Here is a 21,955-nt window from a genome sequence, read left to right as displayed (position 1 = left end):
GAAAGAGGGGTTAGGGGTGAGGGTTCAGGGGGGAGTTAAAAGATAATCTTAATAGAAAATATCGCCGAATGCCAATAGCTGATAGCCTAAATCCTAACCTCTGCCCCCTCATAACTTATTTCGCTTCCTTATTTTTGACAAAATTATCAACCCATTTCATCAAAATAACAGAAATAATCATACTTGCGATTACGGTATATCCCAACCAATCATAGCGTTCTAAATGCCCATCTGGAGCTTTTACAACAATTGCACCTGCCAACAAGGAAGCCAAGCCACCCGAAATTTGCTGAATAGAAGAGTTAACACTCATAAAAGCGCCCCTATCTTCAAGGTTTGGCACCGAAGTCATTAAGGCAGAAGCCGAAATCATACGAGAAGAAATCCCTGCGAACATAATCACATTGATTACCATAATGATTTGTAGGGGAGTTGTTCCAAGATTACAGAAAATACCCACTAATAATGAGCTGATTAATGAACCAATGACAAACATATTGTATTTGCCAAAACGGTCGCTTAACTTACCAATCATTGGGCCGAAAAATAGTGCTGCAACGCCAGTAACTGCATATAATACAGGAAGTTGTTCGAGGGTAAGTCCTAGATTTTTTGTGCTAAATGCACTACCAAAAGGCATTAACATAAAGCCGCCTGTCGCCAGTAAAACGGTACTTGAAAAAGCTCTTAAATAATGAGGTTTTGATACCGTATGGAATAGGTGTACAAAAGGATTGCCATCTTTTTGATAAGCCAAATGTTGCGTTAGAGGCTGCATTTTTACCAAAATAATAATACCAACTAAGACTCCTACCATCACAATCATCCAAAAAGGAGCATGCCAATCAAACATATTAGCAAGTTGCAATCCAATAGGCAAACCTAATACCTGACTCGCCGCAAATGACATTTGCACAAATCCCATAACACGCCCACGAACTTCAGGTTTGAAAATATCAGAGATAACGGCAACCGATACGGAGCCAATTACACCGCCAAAAATACCTGTGAAAATACGAGCAGCCATCAATAACTCATACGTTGGAGCCATCGCACAAAAGGCAGTACCAATTAAAAAGCCAACGTAGAAAAATAAAAGAAACTTTTTACGGTCAAACTTATCGGCAAAACCCGCTGCTAACAGCCCAGAAGCACCAGCGCTAAAGGCATAAGCCGAAACCACCAGACCAAATTGTTGAGGAGTAATATGAAGTTCTGGCATGAGGATAGCACCTAAAGGAGATAATACCATAAAATCCAGAACGACAGTGAATTGAATAAAAGATAAAACCGCTATCATAAATTTTTGATAGGGCGTAAAGATTTGTGTTTGTTCCATGGAGATAGATAATTTTATAAAGAGAAATATTAGGGTTTAAGAGATTTGATGACTTGATTAAAAGTCATTCGCATGATTTCCTCAGTAAGCACGAATGGTTCGCCTGCCATATTATGACCATCTTGGGCAAAATGAATTAATTGATAGAGAGGAGCAAATGCCAATGTCCAGAAAACTTCTTTGGGTAAAGGGATTAATTCACCTTTTTCGATAGCTCTTTTCAAGAATTTAGTCATATTATTTCTAAATTCTTGAAAGTACTCATCCCCAAGTTTTTTCTTGTAAGGTGAGTTTCTGAATTGCTCGATAAACGCGGCAGCGATAGGGTTTTCAAGTACATATTTCGCACGATTTTTCCATTGCATCCATAGACCATCCTCAAAACTTGCCTCGTAATCGAATCCTGCAAAAGTAACCACATGAATCTTTAGACCGACTTCAATACCTAATTGTACAATTAGATCTTCCTTATTTTGGAAATAGATATACAAAGTAGCGGGAGATACATTGGCTGCTTTGGCAAGTTTGTGCATACTAAAACCATTAAAGCCTTCTTCAACCAATAACTCAAGGGCTTTTGTTCTGACCAATTGTTCTTTTTGTTCATCTCTTAATCTCATAGTACAAATATAAATGAACATTTGTTTATTTATAAATTTAAAAGACAAATTTTCATATATATCCTAACATCAGCTTCAAATTGCTCCCTTATTTTGATTAAAACCATTCCGTTCTAATAGATTTTTGTATTTTCCCTGCTCAGTTTTATTTTATCGTAAATTCCTATTTAAATATAATTCTATGATTCATTCTTTGGTTGCTGGATGCTTTATTATATTGGCGTTTATAGTTCTTATAAATCCTCCTGCACACAATACAAAAGCTAAATATTGGTTTAGCGGATTTCTGCTATGTGTGGGTTTAGGCTTGGCAGAAAGAGATTTGTACCAACAAAATCCTGATTTTGTCGTTGTAAGTGAATGTAGTCGTTTCTTAATTGCCCCTTTTTTATACTTTAGCATTGTTTATTTCACCAAACCAAAATTCGTGTTTTCAATTTACAGTTCCCTTCATTTTATTCCATTTGTCATCTTTAGTTTTTTTGCCATTGTCTTTTTAATTCAACATGAATATCCTCTTAGTTTACCTAAGCCAATAAGTAGATACTTTGGTCTTTTTCTATCACTTTCTCTAAAGCTTCAGATTTTAATTTATTGGGTTTATTCCTTCTTGTTATTAAGAAAACATAGAAAAAATGTTCAGTTGTTTTCCACAGAAACGAACCAAGTAAATCTCAACTGGCTAACGAATTTGTTGTATATAATTTTAGTCATTATTGTGATAGCTATATTAAGTGCAGGATTTAGCCATTTGCTCATATTTCCTTATCTACCAATTATTTACTGTTTATGCTCAGGATTTATCGCTTACTATATTATTCCTCAGAAAGAAATTTATCCATTTCCAGAAACGGTTAAAACCGAAATTCAAGAAATTATTGAAGTTACATCGTCCAAAAAAAGCCCAATAGCCCGTTTAAGTGAAGCTGAAATGGCATTTTTGAAAACGAAGTTGGAGTTAATCATGGAGCAAGATAAACCGTATCTCCAAAGTGATATTAACTTATTCCAACTAGCCGAATACCTTAATATTTCTACTCATGACCTATCTTTTTTACTCAATACAGGGTTATCCATCAATTTCAATGATTATATCAATAATTATAGAATCAATGAAGCTAAAAGGCTTTTGAAATCTCCTAAACATACCTATTTAAGTATTGAAGGTATTGGCTATGAATCGGGATTTAGTTCGAAATCATCGTTTTTTACTAGCTTCAAAAAGATTGTTGGGTTATCTCCTTTAGCATTCAAGAAAGTTGATATGCCATAAAAGTTTGATTTTTTGGTTCAAATGGATAATTCTGAACTCTGGGTTGAGGTGTTGTCGATAGTTTTGACAAACTAAACTTTTAAAGAATATGCATTTTATCCAAAAAATCATGCTATCTATTATTTCAGGATTGGTAGTAGCAAAAGTATTAAGTCGAATCGGACTAGCTTGTTTTAAATTTATCCCATCTTCCATTATCATTTCTATAAGCATTATTTTTCTACTTTTTTATGTATTTTATTTCATTAGAAAGGCTAAAAAAGAGTTGGACTTCAGTAAGATTTATAAGCTCCAACTCGCCATGCTGTGTGGAGCCGTTGCCTTTGACTTGATTACTTTTGGTTGGCAAAAAATTTATCATCTTCAATTTATTGTTCCCTTGGGTATGCTAGACTTGCCCTTTAGCAAGGTCGATGATGTTTCATTGATGTGGGCATTTTTTGGGCATTCATATCCCTTCACCGTTACGATTGGTCTTCTCCAAATGCTGGGATCGTTTTTATTACTTTTTTCCAAAACCAGACTTCTCGGTGTTTTTATGCTGTTACCCATTCTTGTGACTATTTTAACGATTGACATTTTTTATCATCTAGACATGGGTGTAATTCTTCATGCCCTCATATTAATTATAGCATTGCTTTATCTGGTTTTTCAAGATTTTGAACAGCTACAAAATTTCTTCTTTAATCAAAAATTGAAAACATCTGATTTGCTAGAACTAAGACAGACTATTAAGACAGGGATTCGTGTGGGAATCCTATTGTTACCTTTGGTCTTTGTTTTATTGAGATTACCCATCGATAAAAACCCACAGTTGACAGGGAAATATCAAGTGCAAAAAATCAAAATAAATGATGTGGATACAACTGCAAAATCACCTTATGATAGTACCCTGACAAGGGTTTATTTTGACATAGGAAATGATATTGTATTTGATTTTAATACAACAGAAAGAAGATATATAGGAACTTATCAATTGAAAAATAATCAGATAGAAGCCCAATGGCGTTATCCTAGCAAGGACTTACCAATATTTAGAGGTAAAATTAGCTTAGCAAGTAATCAAATTCTACTTTTAGGGAAAATGGGAAAAGATTCCTTGGAAATACACCTAAAACCATTTAAACCTTAGTTGCATACTCCAGTTAGCGTTTGAAAGCCCAAAAAACGTTGTTGGAAATAGGTTTTCAACAACGTTTTGGCGCTTCATGAATATTTTTTGCCTCCGCTTCTTACAATTTTTCCCTTTCATATTAATATTTCGAGTAAAAAATTACGGCTTGCTGGCTTTCATGATTAAAATCTCCCAAACATAATAATCCTATTTTAATCATGAATGAAAAAAAAGACAATGGAATGAGTCGCAGAGGCTTTCTCGACCTATCCATTAAATCAACCTTAGCAACTACTGCTGTCATTTCAGGCTTTCCGACAATTGTTCCCGCTTCTGTTTTTGGCAAAAATGCGCCAAGCAATCGCATTACCATTGGTGCAATCGGTACAGGTCGTATTTCACGCGGACATGATATGCCTGGGGTTTGGAAGTTTGATAATGCACAAATTATTGCCGTTTGTGATGTAGATAGCAACCGAGCTAAACTTGCCAAAGATTTGGTGGTTGATACCTATTCAAAGAAAAATGGAAAACCTTACGATGGTGTAAATGTTTACACTGATTATCGTGAATTGCTCAATAACAAAGATATTGACGCCGTTTTAGTGAGTACGCCTGACCACTGGCATGCGCCAATTGTTATTAGCTCAGTGCGTGCAGGTAAAGATGTGTATATGCAAAAGCCTGCTTCCTTGACTATTGCAGAGGGTAGAGCCATGGCTGATGCCGTAAAACAAACTAAGAGAATTGTACAAGTTGGTAGCCAACAACGTTCGAGTTGGCAGTTTAGATACGCTGCCGAATTAGTAAGAAATGGCAGAATTGGCGAACTAAAAACCGTGTACGTTGGACTTCCTGGTGACCCAGGTGGAGAGGTGGAACCTCAAATGCCAATTCCAGCAAATCTAAATTATGATATGTGGTTGGGCACAACGCCAGACGTTTATTATACTGAAAAACGTGTGCATCCACAGGTAGGTTTTGACCGTCCGGGATGGTTACGTTGTGAGCAGTTTGGGGCTGGGATGATTACAGGTTGGGGGTCGCACCATATTGATTGTGCGCACTGGGCTATGAATATGGAGCATTCTGGACCAGTAGAAGTATGGGGACGTGCTGATTTTCCAAAAAGCGGTTTGTGGGATGTTCACGGTATTTTTAGAACTGAAGCCATGTATGCTAATGGGGTGAAAATGGTAGTTACCAACGAAATCGCCAACGGTATTCGATTCGAGGGAACGGAAGGTTGGATTTTTGTTTCTCGTGGTGATGCTTCTGTAACTGCTTCAGATCCTATTGCCAAACAGCAAGCTGCCAAGGCAATCGATGCAAGTAATCCAAAAATTTTGGAATCGGTGATTGGTCCAAATGAGATTCATTTGACTGAAAGTAAAGACCATCATGGCAACTGGTTGGAAAGTGTTATTTCAAGAAAAGACCCAATTGCTCCAGCTGAAATCGGTCACCGCTCATGTAGCGCTTGTTTGTTGCACCATGCAGCCATGAAACTCAAACGTCGTTTGTATTGGGATCCTAAAAAGGAAAAATTCCTTAACGACCCCGAGGCTAATACTTTATTGTCAAGACCTCAAAGAGCAGCTTACGCAGTGAGATAATGTAGAGACGCAGGGTTGCTGGAGTTAACTCCAGCAACGGCGTAAAAGGCATGAAATCACTGAAAAACATTTATATAAAATTCTCAAAGATGAAAAAAAGATATTTGCTTGCCGCTTTTTTAATGGCTGAATTTTCTCAAACATTTGCGCAAAAAACAGAGCAGATCAAACTCATTACCCTCGACCCGGGTCATTTTCACGCAGCTTTGGTGCAAAAAAATATGTTTCCCAATGTTAGTTCTGAGGTGAAAGTTTATGCACCGCAAGGGAAAGACCTTGATATGCATTTAGCTCGTATCAACGGCTATAATACCCGTGCCCAAAACCCTACTGCTTGGAAGGAAATTCTTTATACTTCACCAGATTTTTTTGAAAAAATGGTTCAAGAAAAAGTGGGTAATGTGGTGGTAATGGCAGGAAATAACAAAAAGAAAACGGAGTATATCAAAAAAGCCATTGATGCAGGATTTAATGTTTTGGCGGATAAACCAATGGTAATCGACCCTCAAAACTTTGATATGTTGAAAGCCGCATTTGAGTCTGCCAAGAAACAGGGTGTGTTGCTATACGACATCATGACTGAGCGTTCGGAGATTACTACGATGCTTCAAAGAGAGTTTTCTATGGATGCTTCGGTTTTTGGAACGCTACAGAAAGGAACGCCTGATAATCCTGCGGTAACTAAAGAAAGTGTTCACCATTTTTGGAAATATGTTTCTGGAAGTGTGCTCACTCGTCCAGCTTGGTTTATGGATGTAGCGCAGCAGGGGGAAGGTATCGTGGATGTCAATACTCACTTGGTGGATTTGATTCAATGGGAGTGTTTTCCTGAACAAATTATTGATTATAAAAAGGAAATAAAAGTGAATAGTGCCAAACGTTGGGCGACGGATATGACTTTAGCTCAGTTTAAGGACATTACTCAACTCGAACAGTTTCCTGATTATTTGAAAAAAGATGTAAAAGGAGATGTATTAAAGGTTTATTCAAACGGCGAAATCAATTATACCATCAGAGGAGTTCATGCCAAAGCTTCTGTAACATGGGCTTATAAAGCACCTGAGGGCGGTGGCGATACGCATTACTCGATTATGAGAGGTACCAAATCAAATTTGGTGATTCGTCAGGGGGCAGAACAAAAATATCAACCTGTTTTGTATATCGAGCCTGCGAAAAATGCCCCTGATTTTGAACAAAAATTGACAAAAGCTGTCGAAAAAGTTGCTCAGAAATTCCCTGGTATTAGTATTCAAAAAAATGATAAAGGTTGGGCGTTAGTCATTCCCGATAAATACAAAGACGGTCATGAAGCCCATTTTGGTTTGGTAGCTCAACGCTATATGCAATATCTAAAGGACGGTAAATTGCCTGTTTGGGAAGTACCTAATATGTTGGCTAAATATTATACAACTACAGAGGCGTTGAAACTTGCCCAAAAATCTAAATAATTTTAGTAAAATCCCCTAATAAAAATATCATAATCATGCAGAATAATAGAAGAGAATTTATAAGAAATACATTCGGTACAGCCGCTGGGATTGTGCTCGCAAATCAGGTTGCCACTGCAACAAATCCCTCAAGTGCTGAACCAACCTTCGCAGAACCAAGAATCAAGTTTGCGGTGATTGGTATGAATCATGGGCATATTTACGGTCAAGTGGAGGCAGTTATCCGTGGAGGAGGACAGTTGGTGGCTTTCTATGCCAAAGAGGCAGATTTGTTAGCCGCTTTTGCCAAACGCTATCCCAACGCTAAACAGGCAAGTTCCGAAGCTGATATTTTAAATGATAAGTCTATTCACTTGGTACTGAGCTCAGCTATTGCCAATGAGCGCGCGCCTTTGGGGATTCGTGTCATGAAGTCTGGGAAAGATTTTATGTCTGATAAGCCAGGTATTACGACCCTTGAGCAGTTGGCAGAAGTGCGCAAAGTACAGAAAGAAACCAAAAGGATTTATTCGATTTTGTTTAGCGAACGTTTTGAAAATAAGGCAACTGTAAAAGCTGGCGAATTAGTAAAAGCTGGTGCTATTGGTCGTGTGATTCAAACTATTGGTATGGGACCACACCGTATTAGCTTATCAACTCGTCCAGCTTGGTTCTTCAATAAAGAACAATTTGGTGGAATTCTTTGTGATATTGCTTCACACCAATTTGACCAATTTTTATTCTTTACAGGTTCAACAAAAGCAGAAATTGTAACCTCACAAGTTGGCAATGTAAACCATCCTCAATATCCAAATTTCGAAGATTTTGGTGATGTTATGGTAAAAGGCGATAAAGGAACTGGCTATGTTCGTGTAGACTGGTTTTCACCAGATGGACTCAAAACTTGGGGTGATGGTCGCTTGACTATCCTTGGAACTGAAGGATATATTGAAATTCGTAAAAATATTGATATTGCTGGAAAAGAAGGTGGAAACCATTTGTTCTTGGTCAATAACAAAGAAACCGTACATATCGACTGTAATGACGTAGAATTACCTTTTGGTCGCCTTTTGGTGGATGATGTGGTGAATCGCACTGAAACTGCCATGTCACAAGAACATTGTTTCTTGACTTCGGAGCTTGCTATCAAAGCACAGAAATATGCTAAACAGTTGAGTATTTAGTTAAGGTAATAACGGTTCAAAGGCACAAAGTGGTTAAGGGTTTTGGATAAAAACTCAATCATTTTGTGCCTTTTTCAATTTCAGAACTATAACCATAGACTTTGAAACTTGGATAAATAATAAATGACTAGCTCAGGACTTAGTCTTGGACTCTTATTTTTAAACAGTTTTGAAACTGACATAATAACTATTAAAATCAAGAATTAGTTATTGGTAAGTTTTTCAAATTATCAGCGTGTGTTACAACATTAAAGCTTAAAAAGTAAACTGTATTTTTCAAAGAATTAATAAAATAGTTTAAATATCGCTTCCTTGCCTTATCTTTACGGCAATTCCCTCCAAATCATTCTTTTGCTTCAAGAAAATACACCTTTTTTAAGGATAAAATCACCTTCTTCTATTCAATTTGTGAAAATTGAAATATAAACTTTCAAAGAATATTTAAAATCAATTAGGGATTTTACTGACTTGTTTGACTATACAGTAATATACCCTGAATCGAATCTATGAAATATAATAAGTTAACGGATGAACAATTGGTTAACCTCATTATCGAGGATAACAAGTATGCCTTTGAGGAGGTGTATCACCGTTATTGGTACAAGCTTTTTGGTGTAGCATATCACGAAATTGGAACTCGCGAAGAGGCCGAAGAACTCGTTCACGACTTATTCGAAAGCCTTTGGAATCGTCGGCATCAGCTCAATATCCGCATGTTGAGCGCCTATCTGGTTGTGTCCATCAAGCACCTGAGTACTAATTATATTAAGTCTCAAATTACAAACCGCAAGTTTCAAGAGTATCTTATTTTCAACGAAATAAGACAATCTCATGCAACAGAAGAAGTAGTTCATTTCTCCGAACTTTCCGACGCTGTGGAGGAGGCAATGAAAAAGCTTCCAGAAAAAACTTGCGAAGTGTTTAGAATGAGCCGTTTCGAAAATCAATCTGTGAAGGAGATTGCCGTTCAATTGAATTTGTCAGAAAAGGCCGTAGAATATCATATTACAAAATCCCTCAAATTGTTGAGAGAAAACTTAAAAGCATATCAGCAAACATAATCTAAATCTGTTTGGAAGACACCTAGTGTTATTTCATTAGCCATTTACTATCATGAATCAATTTGAATTTGACCAATTACTCGAAAAATATCTGAACGGGGAATGTACCCCCGAGGAGATTGCTTTTGTAGAGCAATGGTCTGAAAATATGCTTTCGATAGCCTCTACCCCCTTGAGCGCTAGCGAACAACAAAACTTAGAAAAACAACTTTGGGAGCGTATTCAGCAGTCTATCGGGATTAAGCCTTTCAAGTGGAAAATCTGGGCTATGGCGGCGACTGTTCTGATTTGTGTCGGACTGGCACTGAAGTGGTATGCTTGGCAAGATAGTCCAGAACAGCTTATACGTCAGTCGATTGCGTCCAGTAATTGGGGTGTGATTGACTTAACAAACCATTCTTCGACGGTACAAAAAGTTACGCTGGAAGACGGTAGCGTGGTGCAACTCAATCCTAATAGTACGATTTCCTATCCTGAACATTTTGGACAAAAAACTAGGACAGTTTATTTGAAAGGAGAGGCTTTTTTCAACATCAAAAGAAATCCAGCGAAACCTTTTGTAGTACACACTGGCGATTTAGTTACTGAAGTGCTTGGAACAAGTTTTACCATCAAATCCTACGAAAACTCCAAATCTATTGAGGTATTGGTTCGAACGGGAAAAGTATCGGTTTATGAACGAAAAAATGAAGAAAAACAAAAACGCAATGGGGTCATTTTAACACCTAATCAAAAAGTGGTTTTTGTGAAAGATTCTCGAAAAATCATTCCAAGCTTAGTTGAAGAGCCTGTGGTGATTGTTCCACCTGTACAACTGACACAATTTATTTTTGAAGAAACTCCCTTAGCTCAGGTGCTGCAACACCTAAAGCAAGCCTACATGATAGATTTTGAGGTGGAGAGCGACGCATTTGAGAATTGTGTTTTTACAGGCGACCTCAACGAACTGCCACTTCATACCCAACTCGACCTTGTTTGTAAAGCCGTAAATGCTAATTACGAACAAAGAGGAACTGTCATATTTCTCTACGGTACGGGTTGTAAATAAAGAAAAACCGACAGTGCAATAACACTGTCGGTCGCATACCTTGTTCGAACTGCAATTCGAACCCACTGCAATGGGTACCAAGGTGTGTTTTTATCCAGTCACAGTTAAAAACAATTAAAATTATGAAAAAAAACGTACTATTTAAAAAGATTCTCTCCGAAGCAATGCGAATCACTTTGACCCAGCTATTGCTGTCGTTTGTGTTTTGTGGGATTACCCTAGCAAACGATGCTTTTTCTCAAGAAGTACTCAACAAGAGTATTTCGTTAAGACCCGAAACAATCACAGTAAAAAAAGCTTTATCTCAAATTGAGCGTCTGGCTGATGTTCGCTTTGTGTACAGTCCAAATCTTATTCAATCAGAAAGAAAAGTAAGCCTTTCTTTCGAAAATAACCGTCTTTCGACCGTTCTTAATGAATTTTTGACCCCATTACATATTTCTTATGAAGTGGTAGGTAATCGTATAGTTTTAAGCAAAAAAGAGGCAGAAATTACGCTACCAACCAATGTTACCAAAGAACTCCCAAACGTAGTAAACGCCGATATAAACGTAACAGGACAAGTAACTGACGAAAAAGGTCAGCCTTTGACTGGTGTATCGGTGTTGATTAAAGGTAGTACACGTGGTACAACATCGGATGCTAATGGTAATTTTAGAATTGCAGTGCCAGACAACGATGCGGTGTTGATTTTCTCATTTGTTGGCTATAAAAAACAAGAGGTTAGTGTAGCAGGAAGAAGCAAAATTATGCTTTCATTACAACCTGAAAACCAAAACTTAGAAGAGGTCGTAGTAGTAGGTTATGGTACTCAATCTCGTAAAAACTTGGTTTCTGCTGTAACAACCATTAAACCTGAAGAATTAAATAAAGGGGCTATTTCAGACGTAGGTCAACTATTGCAAGGTAAAGTACCAGGTTTGAATATCACTCGTAGTGGTGACCCAAACCGTTCGGCAGCTATTATTTTACGTGGAGCCTCTACGCTTCGTGATGGTGCACAATCGCCTCTATTTGTGATTGATGGAGTGCCAGGAGCCGATATTTCATTGATTGCTCCTGACGATATTGCTTCAATGGATGTATTAAAAGATGCGGCTGCCACTGCGATTTATGGTAACCGTGCATCAAATGGGGTAATTATGGTAACAACTAAGCGTGCAGGTAAAGGGCAAATGCAAGTTTCGTATGGTGCGTATATGGCAGTTGATAAAGTGTCAAATAAATACGAAATGATGGATGCCAATCAATTGAAAAGCTTTTTGTCAGCTAATGGACAAGCTCTAACTCCTGCGGATGATCAAGGTGCTAACACCAATTGGCAAGATGCTGTACAACGCAAAGAGGCATTTTCTCAAAATCATAATTTGTCTTTCGGTGGAGGAACAGAGAGTACGGTTTATAATGCTAGTATCAACTATTTCAATCAACAAGGGATTCTTAAATCCTCTGGCTTAAGTCGTGTGGTAGCTCGTTTGTCAATTGAACAAAAAGCAATGAATGACAAGTTGAAGTTTGGTTTATCGGTTACAAATTCGATGAGTGATGCTGATTGGGTTCCTTACAGAAATACCGTTCTTGCGCAAATGTTGACGTATTTGCCAACAGTACCTATCAAAAATGCTGATGGAACGTGGTATGACAACTTTACCAAAAGTAACTATTATAACCCAGTTTCATTGATTGAAAATGGTACTGAAAAATTGAAGTACAAAAGCTTAGTTGGTACATTCTTTACACAAGCGAAGTTACCTTTCGGTTTGACGTATGACTTAAAATTATCATACCAAAACTTCCAAACAAATTACGGAGCGTACTACAATAGTTATTATACCCAGTACTATAACAACATCCGTAGCACGCCAGAACCTCCTGGTAACCCATCTTTTATTACCTTGGTTGGAACGAATGGTTTTGCAACACGTAATGCTTATGAAAACCGTCAGAGTTTGTTAGAAACCTACTTGACTTGGGATAAACAATTAGGTGATCACTCTATCAACGCAGTTGTTGGGTATTCTTGGCAAGAAAGTATCAATGGCGATGGTTTTCAGTCGACAAGTACCAACTTCCCAGTGGACGCCGTAAGTTATAATAATTTAGGAATGGGTAACCCTTATGCAGTGGCGTCTTTTAGAGTGAATTATGGTGGTGATAATTATCAACAAATACGTTTGATTTCTGATTTTGGACGTTTGAATTATAACTATAAAAACAAATACTTAGTCCAAGCATCTGTTCGTCGCGATGGTTCTTCTGTATTTGGAGCAAACAAACGTTGGGGATATTTCCCATCAGTAGGTTTGGCTTGGAGAGTTGATAATGAGCCATTCATGGAAAATCAAAAGGTTTTTGATGAATTAAAACTTCGTGTAAGTTACGGTGTAACAGGTAACTCATTAGGCTTTAGCCCATATACTACTAAATTAATTTATGGTAATGTTGGTACATTCTACTACAATGGAAGCCAACAGTCAGCTATTGGGGCATTGCAAAATGAAAACCCAGATTTAGGTTGGGAAAAAACTGCTACTTCAAATATTGGGGTTGACTTTGCCGTGGCAAAAGGTCGTGTAAGTGGTACGTTGGAGGTTTATGACAAGACCACCTCAGATTTGATTTGGACGTACCCAGTAAGTACTGTACTTTATCCAAACGGTTCTTTGACGGCAAACGTTGGTAAAATGAGCAACAAAGGTGCAGAATTGACTTTGAATTTTAGTGCAATTAAAACAAAGGACTTTTCTTGGAATACAACCTTGAACTTGGCTCATAACCGTAATAAAATCGAAAGTCTTTCGAACTCAACTTTGAAAACAGACTCAGTGAAAATTGTTCAACCAGATGGTGGTGGTCAAACAGGTGAAACTGTACAGGTAATTGTTGCTGGTATGCCAATCGGACAATTCTATACGTACGAATACGCAGGAAAAGACGCAAACGGTGTTTCTCAATATTACAAAGCGAATGGAGAGTTGACTACTCGTCCTGAGATTGGTAAAGACTACCGTATGTTGGGTAATGCGCAGCCAAAATTGTTGTTGGGTTGGACAAACTCATTTACCTATAAAAACTTCGACTTGAATGTATTCTTCCGTTCAGTGCTTGGAAACAAAATCATGAATGTGACGCGTGCAGACTTGTATAGACCAAGTACTGCTCGATTTACCAACATTCCTGTAGAAGTGGCAAGTGAATCTGCGGCAGATTATAACTCATACCGTTACTCATCAAGATTCATTGAAGACGGTTCGTATCTAAGATTAGATAATGCAACGTTGGCTTATACTTTCAAAAATTTAGGTAAAAATTTCAAAAGAGTACGTGTTTATACTTCTGTAAACAACCTTTTTGTAATTACAAGCTACAAAGGTATTGACCCAGAGATCAACCAAGGAGGTATCGCTCCAGGGGTAGATTCAAACAATTTCTATCCTAAAACAAGAACTTTCTTGTTTGGTGTAAATGCTTCATTCTAAAAGTTTAGAAGAGATTTTCTTGAAAAGAGATAATAATTAGAGTTTCAGACTCAAATCAAATACTGAAAACGATGAAAAGATTTTTTAATATATTCTTATTATTCATAGGTGTTGCGGGGTTATATTCCTGCCATGACCTCGAAGTACCTGTCACAACACAACTTACGCCAGAAGTGTTTCCTCAGACACCTGCTCAGTTTGTACAAGCGGCTGGTCCGACGTATAATAGCTTTCGTCAAAACTTCTCGACAGACTGGTGGTTTCTACAGTCGTTGAGTACAGATGAAGCCATTTTGCCTGCTCGTGGAGGTAACTGGTATGATGGTGCACGTTATGAACAACATCACAAACACACTTGGAATAGAGATAATGCACACGTGCAAAGTGCATGGGCATGGCTTACTTCAACCATTTCGACGAGTAACCAAAATATCTATTTGATTGCAAAAGCTCCTGAATCGGCAGCCAAACAAACATCATTGGCAGAATTGCGTTCGATGCGTGCATTATGTTATTTTATGATGATGGATTTATGGGGAAATGTGCCAATTACTACTCAATTTGGAGATACAACTACAGCTCGTACTACAGCTCGTGCCGATGTATTTAAATTCATCGAAAAAGAGTTGAACGAAAGTATCCCAAATCTAAGCGAAGTAGTTGGTCAAGAAACTTACGGACGTCCAACCAAGTATACAGCGTATGCGATTTTAGCAAAAATGTATTTGAACGCTGAGGTGTATACTGGAACAGCTCGTTGGAACGATGCCATTATAGCATGTGATAAAGTAATTAGCTCAGGGAAATTTGCCTTAGAATCTGATTACAGAAAGATGTTCTTTGTCAACAATGGTCCGCAAATCAAGGAGTTTATTTATGCGATTCCTTATGATGCCTCGGCTCCAAATGGATATATGTTCTATGCACGTTATTCATTACCAAGATCATTGAGAGCTAAATATAGTTTGCCATTTACACCAAGTGCTGCGTGCAGTACCTTGCCAGAATTTTATGCATATTTCAATGACTCGAAAGACGTAAGAAATCAGCAATGGATTACGGGTAAACAGTATGACTATAAAGGAAATCCTGTTATCGTAAATACCACGAAGCAAGGTTTTGACGAGGATTACAAGGGCGCAGATGCATCGGCAGCATTGGCATATCATGTAGAAATTACACCAAATGTAGTAATTAAAAACCCTGCAAGTTTTGATTTGGGTAATGACGAAAAAGCTTGGAACATGGGATATCGTAATAACAAGTTCTACTGCGATTCTACATCAGCTACTCGTAACCAAAATAATGACGTACCTATTTTCCGTTATGCCGACGTATTGTTGATGAAAGCAGAAGCTATTTTAAGAGGAGGAACTGCCACAAACGGACAAACTGCCTTGAGCTTAGTGAATGAATTGCGTTCAAAGCGCACGACTTCGCCTGCTTGGACTTCGGTAACTTTACAAGCCGTGTACGAAGAACGTTCTCGTGAGTTTACATGGGAAACTTGGCATAGAAACGATATGATTCGTTATGGAAAATACGAAGATAAATGGGGTGCGAAAACGGATACAGATGTGCGTAAACGTTTGTTCCCGATTCCGACCAATGCCTTACAATTGAATAAATTACTAGTGCAAAACCCTGGGTATTAAGCGTCCGTGCAGAATTGTGAGTCAAGACTGGAATTGTTATTTCTGATTTTGGACCTATTGAAATAATAGGATTAATGAAGTTAGGTGATACATCCGCAATCCGACATCCAAAGTCCGAAATGGATAACTCTCAATTCTGAGCAAAACTTTACAAAATTTTCACATTGCCAAAGCCAAAAACTTTGGCAATGTGTGTAAATAGGGGTTGCGATGTTCGATTGAGTAGATTTTTAAGAAAACTGTTTTTAACAGTATGGAATAATACTTTGATAAATCCCTTCTTTATGCAAAAAAAACGACTTGATTCATTAGATGCTTTGCGTGGGTTTGATATGTTTTTTATTATTGGTGGCGAAGCATTTATTCACACATGGGCAACGTATTCTAATTGGCCACCCATCGTTTGGATGTCCTCACAATTACACCATAGTGACTGGAATGGACTTACTTTTTATGATTGTATATTCCCTCTATTCATCTTCATTGCAGGGTTTTCGATGCCACTAAGCTTTGAAAGTCAAATTCAAAAACTGACGCAACTTTCACATCCTAATCCCCAATCAAAAATCTTATTTCATCTGCTGAAAAGAACGCTAATTCTTATTTTACTGGGTGTTGTGGTAAATGGCTTTTTTAAGTTTCAAGGATATGAAAATACCCGTATCGCCAGCGTATTAGGACGTATTGCTTTGGCGTGCTTAGGAGCAGGAATTTTGGTGCTTTACACCTCAGTTCGAACACAGATCATTGCTTTTGTGTCGATATTGGTGGGCTATTTTTTACTGGTAAGATTTTACCCTGTTCCAGATTTTGGCGTATTTGATTTTACCAAAGAAGGAAATGTGACAGCATATTTTGACCGACTTTTTTTACCAGGAAAATTACATCGTAAAGTGTATGATCCAGAAGGAATTCTTTCCACGATTCCTGCTATCTGCAATGCCTTGATGGGTGCATTTACAGCTCGTTTTTTATTGAAAAATCCTTTAAAATTAGATTCTAATAGACTTTTGGGAGCAATGTTTTTTATTGGAGGAGGATTAATTGTAGTGGCTGAATTATGGGCCTTGGTATTCCCAATCAATAAAATTGTTTGGACATCTTCTTTCGTTTTGATAACAGGAGGTATCAGTATATGGTTTTTGACATTCTTCTATTGGTTTGTCGATGTAATGGGTTTCAAAAATGTCGTTCAACCCTTTATTTGGATTGGTACTAACTCCATTACGATATATTTGGCGGTGCATAATATCATCAATTTTGAGTCTACAGCGCATTATTTTTTAGATGGAATGCTACAAAATTCTACGATTGATGCACAAAACTTTGTCATTGCTTCAGGCGTATTATGTTTGCAATTAGCGGGTTTATATTTTTTGTATAGAAATAAATTATTCTTAAAAATATAGGTCATAAGTATTAATGTTGAATTGTGAGTGGAGAATTGTAAATGTAATATTCTAATTATTGAAGCTATTTAAACTTTTCAAAAAACAGATTTTATGGAGTAGGAAAGATTAGATAAATAATACATCGGAGGTGAAATTTTGCTATAATTTTTTGATTATGAGCACCTTCAGATAACGAATATACTATTAACTAATAACGTCTTCTTAATTACCCAATTTTAATTAACATAACATGAAAAAAGTATCTCTAACGTTGTTGGTAAGCTTGTTTTGTATTTTTCAATTATCGGCACAAATCGATTTAGGAGAATCCAAAGCATTAATCAAACGAATTATTCCAACCAGAGCCAGTGCCTTTGAAGTCGGTTATCTTCCACAAGAAAACGGGAAAGATGTTTTTGAAATCAGTTCAAAAAATGGCAAAATTCTCCTTAAGGGAAGCACTGGGGTAAGTATTGCTTCGGCATTTAATTACTATCTGAATGAATATTGTCACTGCCAAATTACTTGGAATGGTTCAAACTTGGCATTACCTAAGGTACTGCCTATCCTCAAAACTCCTGTAAAAAAGAACTCAGATTTTCTTTACAGATATTATCTCAATTACTGTACATTCAATTACAGTATGTCATGGTGGGATTGGAAACGCTGGGAAAAGGAAATTGACTGGATGGCACTTCATGGTATCAATATGCCTTTGGCGATTACGGGTGAAGAATACACTTGGTATGAAGTTTATAAGGAAATGGGCTTTAGCGATGATGATTTAAAAGGCTTTTTCTCAGGACCTGCGTATTTTTCATGGTTTTGGATGGGAAATCTTGACGGCTGGGGTGGACCACTTCCTTTAAGCTGGATGAAAAGTCATCATGAATTACAAAAGAAAATTATTCAAAGAGAACGTGCTTTGGGAATGAAACCCGTTTTGCCAGCCTTCACAGGTCACGTACCGGAGGCTTTTAAAAAGCATTTTCCGAAAGCGAAACTCAAAGCTACCAACTGGACAAATGGTTTTGCTGATACGTATATTCTAGATGCTGAAGATCCGCTATTTGCTGAGTTAGGTAAAAAGTTTTTGCAAAAGCAAACGAAAATGTTTGGTACTGACCATTTTTACTCTGCTGACACTTTCAACGAAAACGAACCTCCATCAGATGAACCTGCATTTTTATCAAAATTGAGTGCAAAAGTCTATGAAGGAATGCAGCAAGCCGACCCTAAAGCAGTTTGGGTAATGCAAGCTTGGTTGTTTTATTCGGATAGAAAATTCTGGAAAGAGCCACAGGTAAAAGCTCTTTTGGAGGCAGTACCAAACGATAAAATGTTGTTGCTGGACTTGGCAACCGAAATTGAACCCGTTTGGAAACGTACACAAGCCTATTATGGTAAACCTTGGGTTTGGAATATGTTGCATAATTTTGGGGGTAACGTCAATCTTTTTGGACGAATTGAAGGTGTAGCCAACGGACCTGTTCAAGCGCTGAATGACCCTAACAAAGGAAATTTACAAGGCTTGGGTTTGACAATGGAGGCGATTGAGCAAAATCCAGTATTGTATGCTTTGACAATGCGCCATGCTTGGGATAGTTCGCCATTGGATTTGGATAAGTGGTTAGACGGTTATATCCGTAATCGTTATGGAAAAGTGACGCCAGAAAACCGTGAAGTTTGGCAAATTCTCAAAAGAACTGCCTACAACGGAACAACAATTCGTGATGGAGCTGAGTCTATTTTGACGGGTCGACCAACTTTTGATTCGACGACTGTTTGGACAAGAACAAAATTGAATTATCCTCCCAAAGAGTTATTGCCAGCATGGCAATTGATGGTGAAGTCTATCGCAGCAAATGGAAGTAAAGAGGGTTTTCAGTACGATTTAGTCGATATTTCAAGACAGGTACTGGCAAATTATGCCTTGCCTTTACAGAAAAAATGGGTAACCGCTTATCGTAAAAATGATTGGGAAAGTTTTAAAAAATATACGAAAGAATATCTGATATTGATGGATGATATGGACGAATTATTGGGAACTCGTCAGGATTTTTTACTAGGTAAATGGATCAAAGAAGCGCGTGCTTGTGGCTTTACACCTGCTGAAAAAGACTTGTACGAACAAAATGCCAGAGACCTAATAACACTTTGGGGAGATGCCAATTCGCCATTACACGAATATTCAAATCGTCAATGGAATGGTTTAATGAAGGATTTCTATAAAGTTCGTTGGGAAAAATTCTTTGATGCTTTGACTACTGCTCATCAAAAAGGAGAAAAATATCAGCATGAGGCCTTCGAAAAGGAAATCAAACAATGGGAATGGTCATGGGTAACTTCACATAAGGATTTTATGGCTACGCCAAAAGGAAATCCAAATCAAATTGCCCAAAAGCTGTTTGATAAATACTATGTAAAAATCCAGCAGGCTTACGAATAAATTCTAGATTCGCTTAAATCACTTGGAGACGTTGCTTGCAACGTCTCTACTAATTTAATTCTATTGTGAAAAAAATCTTACTTATCTTATTACTATCGACGTCCCTTTTTGCACAGAAAAAACCGCTTGATTATGTCAATCCATTGATTGGATCGGCACCGAGTACTACGCCAAGTGCCAAAAAACATAGCGAGGCTGGTTCTGAATTAAAAGGACAAGTAGTTCCTATGATTGGTGTTCCACAAGGATTAACCACTTGGACACCTCAAACAAGAGCTACCGAACAAAAATGTATTCCACCATATTACTATAACGATGGAAAAATTCAAGGATTTCGTGCAAGTCATTGGATGAATGGAAGTTGTGTGCAAGATTATGGCACTATGACTCTTATGCCTCAAGTGGGAAAAGTCGAAATTAACCCAGAAAAAAGAGCAGAAGCTTACTCACGAAAAACTGAAATAGTACGTCCAGATTTGTATCAGGTAGATTTACAAAATTCTGGAATCAACGTTGCCATGACAGCACTTTGCAGAAGTGGATTTTTTAAAATTAAATATCCTAATCAGCAGGAGAACTATCTTATTATCGAGCCAAATTCCGACGAAGGCGTTGGTTTTGTACAAATTTTTCCAGAAAGAAAAGAAATAGTAGGTTATAACCCCGTACACCGTATTTATCAAGGTTGGGGACAACCTGCAGGATTTAGCGGCTATTTTGTCATACAATTCGACTCCGATATTTCAGATTTTGGGACATGGCTCAAAAATGAAATAATCCCTAAACAGACTATCGCTCAAGGAAAAGCCGTAGGAGAAAATGTGGGAGCTTATGTTAGATTTGCGTCCAAAGTTGTAAACGTTCGAATAGGCACATCGTTTACAAGTATCGAAGGAGCTCGTAAAAATTTAAAGGCAGAAATTTCGCATTGGAATTTTGATTTGGTCAAACAAAGTGCTGCTAACCAGTGGAATATGGCGCTTGGTAAAATTCAGGTAAAAGGTTCTGATAATGACAAAACGCTATTTTACTCAGCGCTTTATCATGCCAAGCTGACACCAAGAGTTTTCTCAGATTTTGATGGAAAATATCCTCAGTTTGCAGGTGGCAAAACCATAGAAACTGCCAAAGGATTTACCTATTATGAAGATTACAATCTCTGGGATACTTACCGTGCAGTTCACCCACTTCATACGATTTTAGAGCCAAAACGCACCGCCGATATGATGCAATCATTGATAGTAAAAGCAGAGCAAGGCGGTTGGTTACCTATTTTTCCGTGTTGGAATCAGTACACGGCTGCCATGATTGGCGACCATGCGATTTCAGTTATTGGAGATGCGTATATCAAAGGCATCAAAGGTTTTGACATCGAAAAAGGCTATCGGTATATGCGCAAAAATGCCTTCGAACCTAACCCAGATGCCAAGAGTTATGAGCAAGGACAAGGGCGCAGAGCTTTATCAAGCTATCTCAAATACCATTATATTCCCTTAGAAGATTCTGTATGGCAAGCATTTCATAAGCGAGAGCAGGTTTCGCGTACGCTAGAATATGCCTACGACGATTTTGTATTGGGAAAAGTAGCGGAAAAAATAGGGAAAAAAGCTGATGCTGAAATACTTGCCCAGCGTGCTCAAAATTACAAGAATGTCATTGACCCACAAACAGGATGGGCAAGAGTACGATATGCTGATGGTTCATGGATTGCCAAATTTGATCCTTTTGCACAGCGTTCGAGTTTTATTACAGAAGGTTCTCCTGCTCAATATACGTTCTATGTGCCGCAAGATATTCAAGGATTAATAGCCCAAGTAGGAGGGAAGGAGCGATTTATTCAAAAGTTAGATACCCTTTTTGAACAGGGATATTATTGGCATGGCAACGAACCTAATAATCAGATTGCTTATTTGTATCCTTATGCAGGTCAGGCGGAAAAAACTCAGAAATGGCTTCGCAAAATTATTAGAGAAGAATACGATACCAGTGCTGGGGGCATGAGTGGCAATGAAGATGGTGGACAAATGTCATCTTGGCTAGTGTTTAGTATGATGGGTTTTTACCCAGTTTGCCCAGGCAATCCAAGTTATACACTTGGGAGTCCTATGTTTGATGAGGTAAAAATTCAGACACCATCAGGGAAATTTTTTACAATAAAAACATATAACCAATCAGACAATCATCCAATGATTGATAGAATGAAATTAAATGGTAAGCCATTTTCAGCTATTGAAATTACACATCAAGAATTGTTAAAAGGCGGTCTTTTAGAAGTTTGGATGAAATAAAAATGAAACCT

General features: G+C 37.7%; 14 protein-coding genes. 12 read left to right on the top strand and 2 right to left on the bottom strand.

All coding sequences use genetic code 11. The annotated features are described in order from the left end of the window. Window positions 1–115: 115 nt before the first annotated feature. Window positions 116–1,339, bottom strand: a complete 1,224-nt coding sequence (locus tag QM481_RS05125; RefSeq protein WP_283380897.1) for an MFS transporter — start codon at window positions 1,337–1,339, stop codon at window positions 116–118. 29 nt (window positions 1,340–1,368) lie between these two features. Beyond that, window positions 1,369–1,959 carry a TetR/AcrR family transcriptional regulator gene (locus QM481_RS05120; RefSeq protein WP_283380896.1) on the bottom strand — a complete coding sequence of 197 codons (591 nt, stop codon included), beginning with the start codon at window positions 1,957–1,959 and terminating at the stop codon, window positions 1,369–1,371. A 181-nt stretch (window positions 1,960–2,140) separates the two neighbouring features. On the opposite strand from QM481_RS05120, the gene QM481_RS05115 reads away from it, so the two are divergent. The 12 genes from QM481_RS05115 (at window position 2,141) to QM481_RS05060 (ending at window position 21,944) form a co-directional block, all read left to right on the top strand. Continuing rightward, a complete protein-coding gene (locus QM481_RS05115; RefSeq protein WP_283380895.1) occupies window positions 2,141–3,232 on the top strand; it encodes a helix-turn-helix domain-containing protein in 1,092 nt (363 codons plus the stop codon). Between the two features lie 88 nt (window positions 3,233–3,320). After that, the gene (locus tag QM481_RS05110; protein ID WP_283380894.1) at window positions 3,321–4,364 is read left to right on the top strand and encodes a hypothetical protein; all 1,044 of its coding nucleotides are present in this window, start codon (window positions 3,321–3,323) and stop codon (window positions 4,362–4,364) included. A gap of 200 nt (window positions 4,365–4,564) precedes the next feature. Beyond that, on the top strand, window positions 4,565–5,962 hold the full coding sequence (locus QM481_RS05105) for a Gfo/Idh/MocA family protein (protein WP_283380893.1): 1,398 nt from the start codon (window positions 4,565–4,567) through the stop codon (window positions 5,960–5,962). Between the two features lie 89 nt (window positions 5,963–6,051). Next, window positions 6,052–7,410, top strand: coding sequence for a putative oxidoreductase C-terminal domain-containing protein (locus tag QM481_RS05100; protein ID WP_283380892.1), 1,359 nt, complete (start codon window positions 6,052–6,054; stop codon window positions 7,408–7,410). 35 nt (window positions 7,411–7,445) lie between these two features. Continuing rightward, on the top strand, window positions 7,446–8,573 hold the full coding sequence (locus QM481_RS05095) for a Gfo/Idh/MocA family protein (RefSeq protein WP_283380891.1): 1,128 nt from the start codon (window positions 7,446–7,448) through the stop codon (window positions 8,571–8,573). A 506-nt stretch (window positions 8,574–9,079) separates the two neighbouring features. Beyond that, a complete protein-coding gene (locus tag QM481_RS05090) occupies window positions 9,080–9,634 on the top strand; it encodes an RNA polymerase sigma-70 factor (protein ID WP_166553281.1) in 555 nt (184 codons plus the stop codon). 52 nt (window positions 9,635–9,686) lie between these two features. Next, entirely contained in the window at window positions 9,687–10,682 is a 996-nt protein-coding gene (locus QM481_RS05085; RefSeq protein ID WP_283380890.1) for a FecR family protein, read from the top strand. A gap of 122 nt (window positions 10,683–10,804) precedes the next feature. Further along, on the top strand, window positions 10,805–14,161 hold the full coding sequence (locus tag QM481_RS05080; RefSeq protein ID WP_283380889.1) for a TonB-dependent receptor: 3,357 nt from the start codon (window positions 10,805–10,807) through the stop codon (window positions 14,159–14,161). 71 nt (window positions 14,162–14,232) lie between these two features. Further along, a complete protein-coding gene (locus tag QM481_RS05075) occupies window positions 14,233–15,816 on the top strand; it encodes a RagB/SusD family nutrient uptake outer membrane protein (RefSeq protein WP_283380888.1) in 1,584 nt (527 codons plus the stop codon). Between the two features lie 284 nt (window positions 15,817–16,100). Then, window positions 16,101–17,225: an acyltransferase family protein gene (locus tag QM481_RS05070; protein WP_283380887.1), complete on the top strand. Its 1,125-nt coding sequence runs from the start codon at window positions 16,101–16,103 to the stop codon at window positions 17,223–17,225. Between the two features lie 232 nt (window positions 17,226–17,457). Continuing rightward, entirely contained in the window at window positions 17,458–19,656 is a 2,199-nt protein-coding gene (locus tag QM481_RS05065; protein ID WP_283380886.1) for an alpha-N-acetylglucosaminidase, read from the top strand. Between the two features lie 65 nt (window positions 19,657–19,721). Beyond that, window positions 19,722–21,944, top strand: a complete 2,223-nt coding sequence (locus QM481_RS05060) for a GH92 family glycosyl hydrolase (protein WP_283380885.1) — start codon at window positions 19,722–19,724, stop codon at window positions 21,942–21,944. Window positions 21,945–21,955 lie beyond the last annotated feature (11 nt).

This window comes from Flectobacillus rivi (genome assembly GCF_030056655.1).
Classification (GTDB): Bacteria; Bacteroidota; Bacteroidia; order Cytophagales; family Spirosomataceae; genus Flectobacillus; species Flectobacillus rivi.
The sequence above is the reverse complement of the archived record's forward strand: the minus strand, read 5'-3'. Positions and strand labels throughout refer to the sequence as shown.

What these genes read in the sequence shown, in the direction of transcription:
- QM481_RS05100 (WP_283380892.1), top strand. Translation starts at nt 6,052, where the DNA reads ATGAAAAAAAGATATTTGCTTGCCGCTTTTTTAATGGCTGAATTTTCT.
- QM481_RS05110 (WP_283380894.1), top strand. Translation starts at nt 3,321, where the DNA reads ATGCATTTTATCCAAAAAATCATGCTATCTATTATTTCAGGATTGGTA.
- QM481_RS05095 (WP_283380891.1), top strand. Translation starts at nt 7,446, where the DNA reads ATGCAGAATAATAGAAGAGAATTTATAAGAAATACATTCGGTACAGCC.
- QM481_RS05120 (WP_283380896.1), bottom strand. Translation starts at nt 1,959, where the DNA reads ATGAGATTAAGAGATGAACAAAAAGAACAATTGGTCAGAACAAAAGCC.
- QM481_RS05080 (WP_283380889.1), top strand. Translation starts at nt 10,805, where the DNA reads ATGAAAAAAAACGTACTATTTAAAAAGATTCTCTCCGAAGCAATGCGA.
- QM481_RS05105 (WP_283380893.1), top strand. Translation starts at nt 4,565, where the DNA reads ATGAATGAAAAAAAAGACAATGGAATGAGTCGCAGAGGCTTTCTCGAC.
- QM481_RS05125 (WP_283380897.1), bottom strand. Translation starts at nt 1,339, where the DNA reads ATGGAACAAACACAAATCTTTACGCCCTATCAAAAATTTATGATAGCG.
- QM481_RS05115 (WP_283380895.1), top strand. Translation starts at nt 2,141, where the DNA reads ATGATTCATTCTTTGGTTGCTGGATGCTTTATTATATTGGCGTTTATA.
- QM481_RS05065 (WP_283380886.1), top strand. Translation starts at nt 17,458, where the DNA reads ATGAAAAAAGTATCTCTAACGTTGTTGGTAAGCTTGTTTTGTATTTTT.
- QM481_RS05075 (WP_283380888.1), top strand. Translation starts at nt 14,233, where the DNA reads ATGAAAAGATTTTTTAATATATTCTTATTATTCATAGGTGTTGCGGGG.
- QM481_RS05090 (WP_166553281.1), top strand. Translation starts at nt 9,080, where the DNA reads ATGAAATATAATAAGTTAACGGATGAACAATTGGTTAACCTCATTATC.
- QM481_RS05085 (WP_283380890.1), top strand. Translation starts at nt 9,687, where the DNA reads ATGAATCAATTTGAATTTGACCAATTACTCGAAAAATATCTGAACGGG.
- QM481_RS05070 (WP_283380887.1), top strand. Translation starts at nt 16,101, where the DNA reads ATGCAAAAAAAACGACTTGATTCATTAGATGCTTTGCGTGGGTTTGAT.